We start from the raw sequence: 14544 nt of genomic DNA, 5'->3' as shown, positions 1-14544 counted from the left end.
TCGGCGAGGACTTCGAGAAACTCTGCCCTAAACCCCTCGTCGGAGCCAAGCGTAGAGCCGCCGAAGATGCCAAGCACCAAATGAGCCTTTTTGAGATGTGAGAACTCCCCTCGAAAATCCTAGGTATACTGCGTGCGTGAACTTAAACGCTTGTTGTGAATTGGTGTGTTTGACACGAGGGATTAAAATCCCTCGCTGCGGGTCGGCTCCGCCGATGTCCTTCGGACAAGAGAAGGGAACGGGCGGACAAGAGAACGCGTTTGCCTGCCTCATTCGTCCGTTTTGCTTTCAGTTTTCCCGTCCGGAGGACGCGCCGAAGGCGTTTGTAGCGAGGGATTTTAATCCCTCGAAAGGTGACGGCGCAGCGAAAACGTAATTCACAACAAGCGTTTAAGTCTCAACGAAGAGAAAGACGAGTAGGAGGATAGCGTCATGGATGTTGTGGTTGGTATAGGACTTGGTTTTTTCGGATGGCTGCTGGTGCGCTGCGTTCTGAGCGGTTTTTACACCGTGGATCAGAACCAGCGTGCCGTGAAGACCGTGTTCGGGCGGGCGCAGCGTTTGGGGGAACTAACAACCCTCGATGATCCGATTGCGGAGTCACTGACGGGCGACCAGCGAGAGCGCTACGTTTACCCCCAGGTTCGGGTGATTCCACCGGGGGGGCCGTACTTCAAGTGGCCTTGGGAGAGGATCTACAAAGTTTCCGTGGCGACGGAGACAGTGAACATGGCCTACGATCCGCAGAATCCCTCGGCCAACCATGAGGGCACGTTCCTGGAGGCAGTCACCAAGGATCAGCTCAATACGGGGCTGACGGGCCAGATTCGCTACCAGGTCTCGGAGCGCAATCTCTACGCCTATCTCTTTGGGGTGCGCCATCCTTTTGCGCACATCATGGGCTACTTTGTCTCGATTCTGCGTGAGCGCATCGCCACGTTTGAGGCTCCGGGCGTTGCCGGGGACGACGAGACGCTGGCTGCAACGTCGGTCGAGGGCATCTCCATCAACGACCTGCGAAAAAACCTGCGCGATCTCAACGAGCACATGGACAAGGAGTGTCACAGCTCGGCGGCACGCTATGGGATGGTCCTGGAGGCATCGCTGATCACTGGTATTGACCCCCCCGCCGAGGTGGAGTCCGCGCTGGCAGCGATCAACACGGCGCACAACCATGTTTCTTCGGACATCAGTCTGGCGACAGCGGCAGCAGACCAGCGCATCGTGGAGTCTCGTCGCGCTGTGGAGATCGAGACGCTCAAAGCGGAAGCGGAAGTCGAGCCGTTGCGGCGGCTGACCGCACAGCTCACGGAGCTACAGTCCACCGGTCGGCCCGCGATGCTGGCCTATGTTCGCAATGCCAAGCTGGCACTCTTTAGCAATGCCCGACGAGTGATCACGGAGGTGAAGTCATGACTCTTGTCTATGCGCTGGTTACGTTTTTCGCTCTGCTGATCGGCAGCCCGATTCTGCTCGGGCTGGTGCGGTTCTGGGGAGTCTACACGGTGGTGCAGGAGCGCCGTTGCCATGTCTATGTGCTCTTTGGTCAGGTGATTGGGATCATTGATGAGCCGGGCTTTTGCTTTCTCTTGCCACGTCTCGGCTGGCGTACGTTCTTAATCGGAGGCTTTGGTAAGTGCCATGTGATTGATATGCGGCTCGATCAGGAGTATCTCCGAAGCGCTCCGGTGAACTCCGAAGAAGGCGCTCCGATGGGAATCGGGATCTGGTACGAGATGTACATTAGCGATCCTGTCGCCTATCTCTTCAAGAACTCGGACCCGCGTGGTTCCCTCTCCGCCAATGTGAGCAACTCCACCGTCCGCTGTCTGAGTAATTTGCCGCTTGCCCGGATGCTGATTGACCGTCACAGCATGAGCAAGACCGTCCGCGATGAAGTGACCCCGAAATCCCACGAGTGGGGCTATAAACTAGGCTCGATCTACATCCGGAAAGTTCACTTTCGCGACCCGGAGATGATCCGTCAGATTGAGAGCAAGGTCGTCAACAGACTGCGGCAAGTCACGGCGGCGATCAAGCAAGACGGTGTGAACCAGGTGAGCATCATCACCAGCACCGCCGAGCGCCAAGCCGCTGTTGAGTTTGGAAAGGCCGCCGCCGTCCGCCCCGCGATTGTGGGAGAGGCTATGGCAGAGATCAGCCGTGACCCTGAGATTTCCTCGGCGCTCTTTGAGCTTCTGGAGACCCAGCGTATCGTGGAGAGCGGCGCGAACCTCACCCTGATTCAGGGGCAGGGCAAGGGAAATAGTGGCGATCTCATGGCGGGCTTTCTTGCCTCCATGCCCTCAAGCGAGGTGCAAGCCGCTCCCGCCAAACCGCCCGTCAAGCGCTAGAGGCTACATGTCGTCGAGGAAGCGGAGCTGCTCGCGGTACGCACGTAGCGCGGGGAGGTCGAGGGAAGCGGAGAGGGTACCTTCTTCGCTTCCCGCATCGGCGAGAATCTCACCGTGCCAGTCCACAAGCATCGTCCTGCCAGGAAACGTAAAGTACGGGTCGGTGCCACAGCGGTTGACTCCTAAAACATAGGCTTGGTTTTCAATGGCACGCGCTTGGAGTAGCCGTACCCAATGGTGGGCTCGGGCCAGGGGCCAGCTTGCGATCACGACATATAGCTCAGGTTTCCAGCGTCGTGCCGCCTCGCGAAACAGCTCAGGAAAGCGCAGGTCATAACAAATGAAAGGACAGAAAGAAGGAAGCGGCGCGAGGTCCCAGCCTTCCATCTGGATCAGCTCCGGTTCCTTACCTGGGGTATAGATCTCCCCGCCAGAAACAAACGGGCGCTGCTTGCGGTAACTGCCCCACGGGGTCGCGTAGGGGCCAAAGGTAAGGGCGCAATTATAGATCTCCTCTCCGATCCGCAGGGCTGCACCGCCGACAAGAGCGATGTCATACTGGTGGGCAAGACGAGCAAGAAAGGCATCCGTGGGGCCGTCTTCAGGCTCGCTGGCTTCCGGGGCCATCGAGAACCCCGTGGCGAACATCTCGGGAAGCACGACAAGCGTGTTGGGCTCCGGGCTGGCTTCGGCGATCATTCGCGCCACTTTGGCGAAGTTGGCCTCACGATCTTCCCAGGTAATATCAAGTTGTAAGGCTAAAATCTTCATGCTTTTGTTTCCCCATTCGCGGAGTCGGAGGGGGTCGGCGGTGGTGCCGCCGGGGGGAGGTCAACATCGTAGGCACCACCGTGTTTGATGTGGTCGAACTGGTCATCGGGGATGACTTTGATGTTGGTGTGGAGCGCTTTGTTCTCGAAGAAACTGCGGCTGCGCTCTGGGATCTCGATGCCGTCCCAGTCGGCAAACCAGCCGCACCAGTGGATCATGGCGATCATCGGGCGAGGCTGTGCAGTGCGATTGGGCATCCCCGCGTGCCAGAGTCGAATATCACGGAGCACAACGGAGCCACGTCTCACTGTGGGCTGGATCGGTGGGGCTTTCTCACGCCAGAGGGCTAGGTGCTCGTCGGCGACCCGCGCGGAGCCGTCGCCCTGCCAGTACGTGGTGTCGTGGTGCGTGCCTGGCCAGAGCTGCGTCGCGCCGTTCTCAGGCCCCATATCCACAACCGGCACATTGATCACCATTCCAAAGGTTGGAGTCGCGTGCTCCAGCCCTTGCCAGAGCTGCGCGACATCGGGGTGAACCGGCTGGTAGTGCTCGCCTGGGAGCGCTGTATTGCCGGAGTAGAAGTTGTTTTTCACGCCCGGCCCCAGAATCGCCTTTGTCACCTCGATAATCTTCGGGTTGAAGAACACATCCTCAAAGAGATAGGGGGCAAACGGTGGGGGAGTCTGCTGGATATTGCCCTTGTTGAAGTTAAAGGGCACGTCCGGACGCTTCAAGATCGCGTCCACATCGGCCAGCATCTTTTCGCAAAGAATTTCGCAGTGTGCAGGGTCTATCACATCCTCTAGGACGATAAATCCGTCACGGTTAAATGCTTCAATAAGTGTTTTCATCGTCGTAGTATATGCGAAATTGCTTGTGCTAGCCGGGTATGCGCCTCGGCATTCAAGTGGATGCCATCGAGCGGGCTGGTAGCGATTACGGAGCCCGCGTTCAGAAACTCCCAGCCATTGGCCTCGGCCACTTCAAGATAGAGCGGGGCGAGCGCACGGGAAAAGCTCACGGCGCGCTCTTCCTCGAACTCGATGTAGGAGATTGGGGGGCGCAGCGGCGGCGGGGCGATGAGCAGCACTTTTGCGCCTGCATCGCGGCCCATCCGACCAATCGCCTCCACGGCATCTGCAGCGGCATCGGGCTGGTGGCGGAACCGCGACTTGGCATCGTTGGTTCCCAGCATCACGATCAGCCGCTCAAAAGGCCGGTGCGTGTCACAGACCATGGGGAAAGTTGCTTTGCCGTTGCGCATCGGGACAAGAGCGTCGTCGAAGCCCGTCGTGCGATTGGACAAACCCTCTTCCAGCACCCGCCAGCCCTCGCCCAGCAGGCACTGCAACACGCCCGTCCAGCGCGTCTGATCATCGAAGCGCGAGATGTCCTTCGGGTTTGCGCCCCACGTGTTGGAGTCGCCGTAGCAAAGTAGAGACTTCATGAGGGAATTGTACCCCCCGATCTGGTGGGCGAGCGGTATAATCGGACATGTCTAAAACATTAACGCGCCGTGGGTTTACGACCCTGACCACCGGGTTGCTTCTCGGCTCCACGACCGAGGCGTTTGCTTCTGTGCAGGCCACACAGTTGCCCTCCGGCCCGACGGAGGCTCCGTTTGAGCGGGACTATCCCGCGCCAGGCTTTAAGCTAGCGTGGAAAAAGGCACAGATTAACCGTCAGCTTGCACAGGATTTTATTATCTACGCGCACTCTGACTTGGAGCTGGTCAAGAAGCTCCTAGACAAAGAGCCGGGGCTCATCAACGCCTCGATAGATTGGGGCGCGGGGGACTGGGAAACCGGGCTGGGGGGCGCATCGCACATGGGCCGCCGAGACATTGTCGAGTTTCTTTTGGAGCGCGGGGCGCGCATGGACTTGTTCTGCGCCGCAATGATGGGCCAGTTGGAGGCGGTGAAGGCGTTTCTCGCGCTCCAGCCCAAGCTGATTGATGCCAAAGGCCCACACGGTTTCACCCTGCACTTTCATGCGCAGGTGGGGGCCAAGAACTCTGAGAGTGTTCTGGAGTATCTTCAGACGGTCAAGAAAATCGAGCTCAAGCCCAACCCGTTTCTGAAGAGATAGGCGACGCTAATCTAGCTTGCGACCGGCTGCCAGACGAATGGCGGCAATGCGTTCTGAGGTGACGGCTTCCTCAAAGGAGCGGAAGCCTGCGAGCTGAAAGCCGTGCTTCTTCGCGAGCCGCCACATCTCCTCCGCCTGCGCGACACTGACGGTTTTTCCCAGAGTGAAGCTCTCATAGCGGCCCTCAAGGGCCAGCATCATGGTCTCGGACATGCAGGCGTAGGCAGTGCCGGGGGGGAAACCAAAGGAGAACGGGACACCGGGGCGATCCACACCTTTTTTAGTGGTCTTTGTGGCGGTGAGCTCTCCGGGCACAGCGACGCAGCCGCCCTCGATCACCAGGACATCGTTGCGCTCTTTGGCGACACGGGTGCTCACATCGCGCGGGCGGGCAACATCACAGACAACCGCCCCACGTTTTAGATGGCGTGGCTCAATAATCGCATCGGCGGCGCTCGTGACCGTGACAATCACGTCGGCATCACGCAGGCCCTCTTCCACGGAGGCGGTGATGGTCACCGGCTTGCCCCCGCGCTCACGAACTTCCTGCGCGACAGGCTCCAGGCGCGCCAAATCCCTCCCGACAAGGGTCATTTGCCCAGCGTAGGGAGCCAGCAGCAAAGCGCTGGTGTGCCCGATACTGCCACTGGCACCGACGATGGCAACATTTGCGGACGAAAAAGGCGTCCCCATGAGCTCCGCTCCCCGCATGGCACCCTCGACGGCTGTGGCGACCGTGTAGGAGTTGCCCGTCGTGACCGCAAGCTTAGTGCGCGTCGCCAGCGTGATTCCCCCATCGCCCGCCACACTCGTTAGAGCACCCAGCCCGATAATTTTTGCGCCCAGCCCCTCGGCGAGCTCGCAACACGCCTGAAGCTTGTCATAGACCCGCTCGGCAGGAAGCGTCAGTAGCTGGTGGGGCGTGAGGGTGCAGACGATGAACCAGCCCTCCGCCACAGCACCCGTGGCAGAGCGAATGCCCGTCAGGTGCGCCACGGGGCGGGGAGGGAGCTGGCGCAGGAGAGTGGCCAGCAGTGGCTCCGGCAGGTGCTTTGCCAGCGGAGACATGCGGCTCATGTCCTTGCGGATATCTATGGGGTGAATGATGAAAGCAAATCGCTCCATGGCCACTATTCTACCTGAACTTGCCCCGCGCTATTTTTGTTGCTGCGCCTGAACGCCTTGTGAGGTGATTTTGAAGACGGTGCCCACAGAGTCGCGTGCTCTGACTAGGGCAATAAAGTTACCGCCCGCTTGTGTCAGAATAACATTCGGGCCGGCGATGGCGCTCTTGCCTGTGCTCTGAGGCTCAGCGGAGAGACCGAACATTTCCAGCGGGAGTGGCTGGCCCGTAGGAAGGTTCGAAGCTCCTGAGAGTGCCTTGTGAATATCCAGACAAACCCTGCGGCAGGCGTCGCGTCGCTGATTATCTGTTGTCAGAAGAGTGCCACTGCCCATGATGCCAAGCTGGCCGAGCAGAGTGTCCAGCGGCCACCAAGCGACACGCTCAAGCCCCACCAGGAAACCCGGTTTGGCCGCGTAGCGCGCTAGAGCCGACGGGCTACCAGGGGAGAGACCCCGGCGGACATCGAAGGCAAACCCTCCATTTTTCTGGGCCGTTTTGTCGCTGCCGGGAACCACAAAGCGGGTCGCCAGGTCAGCGGAACCATAGACGAGCGCCGAACCGGATGTGAGCTCAAAGTGGCGCAGACGGCGTCCGTTACGGAAGGCATCACTCTGGCTCAGCCGGAGCTGGCTCTGCGGGCTGAGCTGGACGACACTCCCATCGGGGAAGACGACAGTGACCGTACCCGTTCCATCCGTAACCAGCGTGTCGCCTAGAGAGTAGGACTGCCCCACGAAGCTGGGGGCTGGGGCGCTCTTGCCGCGGGCGGTCTGGAGGGTGGCACCGCCCGTGACGGCCACGACCGAGGCAAATCCGTGGGAGACATCGCGCCGTGCCCCATCCAGTAAGAGAATACTCAGTACGAGTAGCCCGACGACTTTACCAAGCTGCCCGAGATAGTCACGGGCGGCTTGGCGACACCAGCCACTCAGGCGGTTGCGCCAGTGCTGTTCTTCATAGCGGGCCGCATCTTGCAACAGACTCATTCCGAATTTCCTTTTTATATTGTCTGACAGTTTAGTATGGCCTGTACTTCAAAGGGTTGCAAACTTGTGAAAAAAAATGGACTTTCTTAGGGATAGTCTTGCTATTTTGGGGGGAAAGACCTACAATGTGCATTGCGGTTTTTGTGTCCGCGTTTTTATAAACCCATGCCGCATACTGAAAATGAGCCGGTCTATGTGATCAGTGTCGCCGCGAGGCTTGCAAGTTTACCTTGCTGGGTCTTGCGCGTGCTCGATCAGGAGGGAATCGTTGTTCCCTGCCGCACAGACTCAAACAGACGGCTTTACTCGGATGCAGATATTCGTACCCTGGCGCATGTGCGCCACCTGACGGAAGAGCGCCAAGTCAATATCGCTGGTGTCAAAGTGATCTTGGAACTCGAACGGGCACACGCAGAAAGTAAGCAACAACATGATCTACCCCTCCCCCGACAAGATTGATAAGCAGGTTGAAAGTAAGTACGCTCTGGTGATTCTTGCCGCTAAGCGCGCCAAGCAGATCAAAGAGGGGAGCCGTCCACGCCTGCCCACCGACTCCACCAATCCACTCACTATTGCCCTGGAAGAGATTGCAGAGGGAAAGGTACAGTTCAAGTTCGACGAGCAGTCCCTGGCGGGCCGTGAGGCGATCGCGGATCAAGAAGCCGTTGTGGGCGCACGCGATATCGAGGTAGACATGGATCCGCTGGCGCTACCCGACGACGAGCTGGCACGTGCCGCCGCCGCCCTGGGCGCCGAGCTCGACGACTCGCAGTTTGGTGACGATGAAGAGGGCAGCGACATGCTGGTAGATGAGGAGCCCGAAGAGGAAGACCCGCTAATCATGCCCGATGACGACTCCGAGGGGACGGATATCTAGGCTCGGGGAGTAACGGTACACACAACGATGGGCCGTATCGTCGGGATTGACCTTGGCACCACGAACTCCGTGGTGGCGATTTTGGAGGCGGGTAAGCCGGCCGTGATAACTCTCGCGGAAGGCTCCCGTCTCTGTCCGTCCGTGGTCGGCTTCACCCGCGATGGAGAGCGGCTCGTGGGGCAGATCGCGAAGCGCCAAGCGGTCACGAACCCGGAGAAGACTTTTGCTTCCATGAAGCGCTACATGGGCTCGGACCACCGGGTCTATGTGGAGGATCGGGCCTACTCTGTCCCTGAAATCAGTGCTATGGTTCTGCTGAAACTCAAACAAGATGCGGAAGCCTACTTAGGCGAGTCCATAGACCGTGCCGTGATAACCGTTCCCGCCTACTTCAATGATGGGCAGCGCCAAGCTACCAAAGATGCCGGACAGATCGCTGGGCTTGAGGTGCTGCGCATTGTCAATGAGCCCACCGCCGCCGCCCTAGCCTATGGCCTGGATCAAGACGAGCCACAGACCATTTTAGTCTGGGATCTGGGAGGCGGCACCTTCGATGTCTCGATTCTCGAGATCGCTGAGGGTGTTTTCAATGTCAAGGCCACTTGTGGAGATACCCGGCTGGGGGGCGACGACTGGGACGATGTGATTCTCGCTTGGCTGGCCGACGAATTCCAGCAAAAGCATGGAGTTGACCTGCGCCTGGATCGGGTTGCCCACCAGCGTCTGAAAGAAGGGGTAGAGAAAGCCAAGGTTGAGCTCTCTGCAATGCTCAGTACAACCATCAGCCTGCCCTTTATTGCTCAAAAAGGCAATGACCCGCTTAACCTGGAGCAGACTCTCAACCGCACTCAGTTTGAGCAACTGACAGAGGCGCTCCGTGACCGAATGCGTGATCCCACCTACCAGGCGCTCAACGACGCTTGCCTTGCTCCCAACCAGCTCGATAAGATTGTCCTCGTTGGGGGGGCCACCCGGATGCCCGCCATTCAGGATATGGTACGCGAGATCTTTCATCGCGATCCTTTTAAGGGTATAAATCCCGATGAAGCCGTGGCTGCCGGAGCTGCGATTCAGGCCGGAATGCTAGCGGGCGAGCTCACGCGCCTGATGCTGCTGGATGTCACACCGCTCTCGCTCGGGATCGAGACTCTGGGGGGAGTAATGACCCGTCTGATTGTGCGCAATACGACGCTTCCCACGAGCCAGACCGAGACTTTTACCACCGCATCCGAGGGCCAGAGCGCCGTCGAGATTCATGTCCTTCAAGGAGAGCGTGAGATGGCGGCGGACAATAAAAGCCTGGGTAAGTTTTTGCTGACCGGCATTCGGCCCGCTCCCCGTGGCGTTCCCAAGATCAAGGTACTCTTCGATATTGATGCCAATGGAATCCTCCATGCCTCGGCAAAAGACCAGGCGACAGGCTGCGTGCAGCAGATCGTCGTGACGGCGGCATCGGGGCTTTCCTCCGAGGAAGTGGAGCAGATGGTCACCGAGGCCGCTGCCTTTGCCAAGAGTGATCAGCTGCGGCGCGTGCGGGAAGAGGCTCGAAACTTGGCGGACTCTACCCTCTACCATGCCCAAAAACAGCTCCCGAGTGCCGAATCTGTTCCTGTGAGCGCACGACCTCTGTGGGAGTCTGCCCTGCGTGCGATAGATGCTCTGCAAGTGGTATTGCTTGGGGAGGATGCGCAGGTACTGATGATGCGCACGCAGCTTCTCAACGATGCGATGTATGCCCTCGCGGGGGCGCTCAACGTGACCGACAACGTAACAGAGACGGAGCCGATCGTTCCCGTTCTGCCGATTCAAATAGAAATAAGTTCCCTGACAGGAGATACCGATACCGATGCCGACTGAGAGCAAGCGTGACTACTATGAGGTGCTGAGTGTAGAGCGCAGTGCCAATGTTGATGAAATTAAGAAAGCTTACCGCCAGCTTGCCCGAAAATGGCACCCCGATGTGAACCAGGGCGATGCCAGCGCCGAGGAAAAGTTCAAGGAAGTGGCGGAGGCCTACGAGGTTCTCTCCGATGCCCAGAAACGGGGGGCCTACGACCGCTTCGGCCATGCAGCGAGCTCGGGCGGTGGCCCCGGTGGTGGCTTTGGCGGTTTCGATGGCTTCGGTGGCGGGAGCGGCGGAGGGCTTGATGATATCCTCAACGTCTTTTTTGGGGGCGGTGGCGGGGGGCGAAGGCCGGGCCCACAGCGCGGTGATGACCTGCGCTACGACATTGAAATTACGCTGGAGGAGGCGCTCAAGGGCAGCGAGAAAACCATTACGATCCCACGGACTGAGAACTGTGATATCTGCGGTGGCAATGGCGCGGCTCCGGGCACCAAGCCCGATACCTGTGTGCAGTGTGGAGGTGTTGGCACGACACGTCAGGTGCAGCAGACCATTCTAGGTACGGTTCAGACCAGTGTGACCTGTCCCCGGTGTTCCGGACGTGGGCAGGTGGTCAAGAGCCCGTGTGGTGGCTGTGTGGGGCGTGGGAAAGTTCGTAAGACCCGTGAACTCAAAGTGCCCGTTCCTTCCGGCGTAGACGATGGCATGCAGATGCCGATCCGTGGCGAGGGCGAGGCGGGCACCCTCAATGGCCCTCCCGGCGACCTTTATGTCTTCTTCTCGGTAAAAGAGCATGAGCACTTCGAGCGCGATGGAATTGACCTCTATATTTCCCAGCCGCTCACGTTTGTTCAGGCAACACTAGGCGATACGATCTCGGTTACCACACTGGCGGGCGAAGTCGTGACGCTGAACATCCCCGAGGGGACCCAAAACGGGACACGCTTCAAGCTACGTGGGCACGGAATGCCTAATATCCGTCAGCGCAGTCAGAAAGGCGACCTAACCGTGGTAATCGCGGTTCAGGTACCCACCAAGCTCAATGAGGATCAAAAGAAAGCTCTGAGAAGCTTTGCAGAGCTACGCGGGGAAGTCGCCGGTCAAACGCCGGATCACCATGAAAGTGGCAAGGGCCTCTGGGAACGCATTAAGCACGCCGTTAAAGGGGATTAAATCGCCGCCTCATGGAAACCGGCGTCTGCAATGGACTGCGTACCGCAAAGCCCGTGCCGGGCTACCGAGTTTTCAGCCCGGCACGGGCTTTGCGGCTGAGGAACGAAGCCACTGCAGACGCCTCATTCCATGAGGCGGCACTCTAGGTTTCGAAGACGCCGGTCTTGCCGAACATCGAGTCGAGGTCATCGCGGGAGATTTGGATCTCGCGGGGCTTGGCCCCATCGAGCGAGCCGACAATACCGCGCTGCTCCATCAAGTCCACTAATCGGGCGGCGCGGGTGTAGCCGATCTTGAAGCGGCGCTGGAGCATGGATGTGCTGGCACTGCCGCCGCTCACCACTAAGCGAACGGCACTCTCAAAGAGATCGTCGTCGTTCTCGCCATCGCCCGAGTCATCATCGCCGGTGGCCAGGGAGAGGGTGGAGGGCAGCACATCGAAGCTGGGGGTGCCCTGGGCCTTGAGGTAGTTCACAAGGGCTTCCGTGTCGTGCTCGCTGACATAGCAGCCCTGGATGCGGTAGGGCTTGCCCGCGTCTATCGGCATAAAGAGCATGTCGCCACGCCCAATGAGTCTGTCCGCGCCCGTCTGGTCGAGGATCGTGCGGGAGTCCACGGCGGAGTTCATGGCAAAGGCAATCCGGCTGGAGATATTAGCCTTGATCGTGCCGGTGATCACATTGACGGACGGCCGCTGCGTGGCGATCACCAGGTGAATCCCCGTGGCGCGGGCAAGCTGGGCGATGCGGCAGATGCTCGTCTCAATCTCGGGGCCGCTGGTCATCATCAGATCCGCCAGCTCATCTACAATAATCACCCAGTAGGGAATGCGCTCCGCCTCCTCTACTTTTGCATTGAAACCCTCAATATTGCGCGTCCCAAGCTTCGCAAATTTATCGTAGCGGGTCTCCATCTCGCGCAAGGCTTGCTTAAATAGCGACGGTGCCTGTTTCACATTGGTGATGACCGGTGACGCGAGGTGCGGAATGCCCTCGTAGAGCGAGAGCTCCACTTTTTTGGGGTCTATCATCAGAAGCTTCAGCTCGCGCGGGGAGTTGCGGTACAGCAGCGACGTGATCAGTGCATTGAGTCCGACGGACTTGCCCGAGCCGGTGGAGCCCGCGATCAGCAGGTGGGGCATCTTGGCCAGATCCGCCACTTTCACTGCGCCCGTCACATCGCGGCCCAGTACAAACGTGAGCTTGCCCGGCGCGTTGAGAAACTCCGGGGATTCGAGACACTCTCGGATACTCACGGCGCGTGGCTTCGCATTGGGTACCTCTAGCCCGATGGCACTCTTGCCGGGGATGGGCGCTTCGACACGCACATCAATGGCGGCCAGTGCCATGGCAATATTATCCGCCAGCGAGACAATCTTGCTGACTTTAATGCCTCGCTCCAGCGCGATCTCGTAGCGGGTGATGGTCGGGCCATACGCCACATCGGCCACATCGGCCCCAATCCCGAAGTCTTCGAGTGTCTGCAAGATAATCTGGCGGCGCTCCTCGCTCTCTCCATCGGCCACATTGGCGGGAGCGGGCGGCGAGGGGGCCATGAGCCCGGTGCTGGGCAGAACAAAAGCGAACTTGGTTTTGGAAGCTGTCGGCGAGGGACGCACGGCGATGGGGGGGATAGCAATGGGGGGGACAACGGGCGCGGTCTGCTCTTCGTCGTCCTCAATTCCCCCGTCGGACGGGAGCTGGGGAGCTTTCTCCTTACGAAAAGAGAACAGCGCGGGTTGGGGGCCTTTTGCAGGCACTTCCCGAGTGGCTTCGTTCACATCGAGGTCATCGTCGAGCGGCTCCGGCGTGGTGCGCTTGAAGACACTAGGTGGCGGCTTCACCAGAGGTTTGCGCTCCACAGGGGCATTTTTCTTACGAGCCTTGTCCACGGCCTCTTTTGCCTGCGCCGTGGCCGCATCTTTGCCCTTGCCTGTCCACTCGGCGATAAAGCGCTCAATCGGCCCCAGCAGCGAGGGCAGCGGCACATCCACCAGGTAGAGAATTCCGATCCCGGTCAGCGCGAGTAGGATCACATGCGCCCCGAAGACGCCTACCAGCATGCGCAAGAGCCACGAGACTCCGCCGCCGATGTAGCCGCCCCCATTGACCAGGTTGTCGGTCACGAAGTGATAGGCGAGCTTCATCCCCCCGACATGCCCCAGGTGCCACCAGGCGATAAAGATCAAGTAGAGTGCCGCGAGTGCGCCCATGTTATCTATCGAGCGGCTCTTGCCAATAGCGAGCATCCCGCCCAGTGCGAGCAAGACAAAGGGAAAGACCCAGGCCCCGATCCCCGAGAGTAAGTAAAACCCGTGGACGACCGTGCGCCCCAGAAAGTTATCTCCGGAGTTGGTTCCCGCTCCAAACAGCGTTGCTAGCAAGATCAGCCCCAGGGCACAGAGCGCGATCCCCCAGGTGTCGTAGGCGAAGCGTGTGTTCGTCCGCGTCCGGCGTGGCGCGGTATTGCGCGGCGGCCTGGGTTTGCGCGGTGTGTTCGAGCCACGCGGTGTGGTCTGAGTCGTAGCCATCTGCTGGGTATTTTACCAGCAATAGCTTGCGAAGTCTCTCGACAGTGCCAGAACCTACCACGGTTATTGCTAGCCGCCTTTTCACGTGATAAACTGCGAAGGTTTCGTAAGTGTCTGGCGCGGCAGTAGTCGCGCCTTTTTAACGCCACACTCTGGTCAAATCTCGGTCCCAAAAGGGCGGATCAGAGGAGGAGAAACCGAGAAGGAACTAGAGAACCTATGGCCACTATTGCCATGAAAGACCTGCTTGAGGCAGGCGTCCACTTCGGTCACCAGACCCGTCGCTGGAACCCCAAGATGAAGCGCTACATCTACGGAAGCCGCAATGGGATCTATATTATTGACCTGCACCAGAGCCTAAAGCTCTTTGATGATGCCCAGAAGTTCATCCAGGACATTGTCTCCGATGGCGGCACCATTCTGTTTGTTGGCACCAAGAAGCAAGCCTCCGATGCCGTACAAGAAGCCGCCGTGCGCTCTCGCCAGTACTTCGTGAATCAGCGCTGGCTGGGCGGTATGCTCACCAACTTCACCACGATTCAGAAGCGAATCGCACGCCTGCGCCAGCTTAAGGAGATGACCGACGACGGCACGCTCCTGCGCCTCACCAAGAAAGAGGCCGCACTGCTGACGGAAGAGTACGAGAAGCTTGAGCGCTACTTAGGTGGTATCAAGGACATGCCCCGCATTCCTTCCTGCCTCTTTATTGTGGACCTGAAAAAAGAGCATATCGCGGTTCAGGAAGCCAAGGCGCTTGGTATTCCGATTGTTGCGATCGTGGATACGAACTGCG

At 59.1% G+C, this 14544-nt stretch carries 14 protein-coding genes; 8 read left to right on the top strand and 6 right to left on the bottom strand.

Features of this window, described 5'->3' with window-relative positions; all coding sequences use genetic code 11:
* The first annotated feature begins 432 nt into the window (after positions 1–432).
* Both ACH2EH_RS10075 and ACH2EH_RS10070 read left to right on the top strand, forming a co-directional pair.
* The gene (locus ACH2EH_RS10075; RefSeq protein WP_395141289.1) at positions 433–1416 is read left to right on the top strand and encodes an SPFH domain-containing protein; all 984 of its coding nucleotides are present in this window, start codon (positions 433–435) and stop codon (positions 1414–1416) included.
* Complete coding sequence (locus tag ACH2EH_RS10070; RefSeq protein ID WP_395141287.1) at positions 1413–2354, top strand: SPFH domain-containing protein; 942 nt, start codon at positions 1413–1415, stop codon at positions 2352–2354. The genes ACH2EH_RS10075 and ACH2EH_RS10070 overlap by 4 nt, the downstream gene beginning before the upstream one ends.
* A gap of 3 nt (positions 2355–2357) precedes the next feature.
* Here ACH2EH_RS10070 and ACH2EH_RS10065 read toward each other — a convergent pair whose 3' ends face one another.
* The 3 genes from ACH2EH_RS10065 to ACH2EH_RS10055 are packed head-to-tail and all read right to left on the bottom strand — an operon-like array spanning position 2358 to position 4572.
* Positions 2358–3125, bottom strand: coding sequence for a nitrilase-related carbon-nitrogen hydrolase (locus ACH2EH_RS10065; protein WP_395141285.1), 768 nt, complete (start codon positions 3123–3125; stop codon positions 2358–2360).
* Positions 3122–3976: a phytanoyl-CoA dioxygenase family protein gene (locus ACH2EH_RS10060; RefSeq protein WP_395141283.1), complete on the bottom strand. Its 855-nt coding sequence runs from the start codon at positions 3974–3976 to the stop codon at positions 3122–3124. The genes ACH2EH_RS10065 and ACH2EH_RS10060 overlap by 4 nt, the downstream gene beginning before the upstream one ends.
* Positions 3973–4572: a GDSL-type esterase/lipase family protein gene (locus ACH2EH_RS10055; RefSeq protein ID WP_395141282.1), complete on the bottom strand. Its 600-nt coding sequence runs from the start codon at positions 4570–4572 to the stop codon at positions 3973–3975. Before ACH2EH_RS10055 ends, ACH2EH_RS10060 begins: the two co-directional genes overlap by 4 nt.
* Positions 4573–4619: 47 nt before the next feature.
* Here ACH2EH_RS10055 and ACH2EH_RS10050 point away from each other — a divergent pair, with 47 nt between their 5' ends.
* On the top strand, positions 4620–5213 hold the full coding sequence (locus ACH2EH_RS10050) for an ankyrin repeat domain-containing protein (protein ID WP_395141280.1): 594 nt from the start codon (positions 4620–4622) through the stop codon (positions 5211–5213).
* Between the two features lie 6 nt (positions 5214–5219).
* Here ACH2EH_RS10050 and ACH2EH_RS10045 read toward each other — a convergent pair whose 3' ends face one another.
* The gene (locus tag ACH2EH_RS10045) at positions 5220–6338 is read right to left on the bottom strand and encodes a shikimate dehydrogenase (RefSeq protein WP_395141278.1); all 1119 of its coding nucleotides are present in this window, start codon (positions 6336–6338) and stop codon (positions 5220–5222) included.
* Between the two features lie 30 nt (positions 6339–6368).
* Positions 6369–7325 (bottom strand): FecR domain-containing protein, encoded by a 957-nt coding sequence (locus tag ACH2EH_RS10040; protein ID WP_395141276.1) that lies wholly within the window; start codon positions 7323–7325, stop codon positions 6369–6371.
* A gap of 165 nt (positions 7326–7490) precedes the next feature.
* Between ACH2EH_RS10040 and ACH2EH_RS10035 the strand changes: the two genes are divergently transcribed.
* Genes ACH2EH_RS10035 through dnaJ form a run of 4 tightly spaced genes read left to right on the top strand, consistent with a single transcriptional unit; the run spans position 7491 to position 11221 of the window.
* Positions 7491–7784 (top strand): MerR family transcriptional regulator, encoded by a 294-nt coding sequence (locus ACH2EH_RS10035; RefSeq protein ID WP_395141274.1) that lies wholly within the window; start codon positions 7491–7493, stop codon positions 7782–7784.
* Positions 7756–8202: a DNA-directed RNA polymerase subunit omega gene (gene rpoZ, locus ACH2EH_RS10030; protein WP_309690732.1), complete on the top strand. Its 447-nt coding sequence runs from the start codon at positions 7756–7758 to the stop codon at positions 8200–8202. Before ACH2EH_RS10035 ends, rpoZ begins: the two co-directional genes overlap by 29 nt.
* A 27-nt stretch (positions 8203–8229) precedes the next feature.
* Positions 8230–10059, top strand: a complete 1830-nt coding sequence (gene dnaK / locus ACH2EH_RS10025) for a molecular chaperone DnaK (protein WP_395141273.1) — start codon at positions 8230–8232, stop codon at positions 10057–10059.
* Complete coding sequence (gene dnaJ, locus ACH2EH_RS10020; protein WP_395141271.1) at positions 10049–11221, top strand: molecular chaperone DnaJ; 1173 nt, start codon at positions 10049–10051, stop codon at positions 11219–11221. The genes dnaK and dnaJ overlap by 11 nt, the downstream gene beginning before the upstream one ends.
* Before the next feature lie 142 nt (positions 11222–11363).
* On the opposite strand, the gene ACH2EH_RS10015 is transcribed toward dnaJ, so the two are convergent.
* On the bottom strand, positions 11364–13751 hold the full coding sequence (locus ACH2EH_RS10015) for a DNA translocase FtsK (protein ID WP_395141270.1): 2388 nt from the start codon (positions 13749–13751) through the stop codon (positions 11364–11366).
* A 219-nt stretch (positions 13752–13970) separates the two neighbouring features.
* On the opposite strand from ACH2EH_RS10015, the gene rpsB reads away from it, so the two are divergent.
* The coding region (gene rpsB / locus ACH2EH_RS10010) for a 30S ribosomal protein S2 (protein WP_395141268.1) at positions 13971–14544 on the top strand (574 nt) is incomplete at its 3' end.

It is taken from the genome of Armatimonas sp., assembly GCF_043760365.1.
GTDB lineage: Bacteria > Armatimonadota > Armatimonadia > Armatimonadales > Armatimonadaceae > Armatimonas.
Note: the sequence above shows the minus strand (reverse complement) of the source record. Positions and strands in the feature narration are given on the sequence as shown.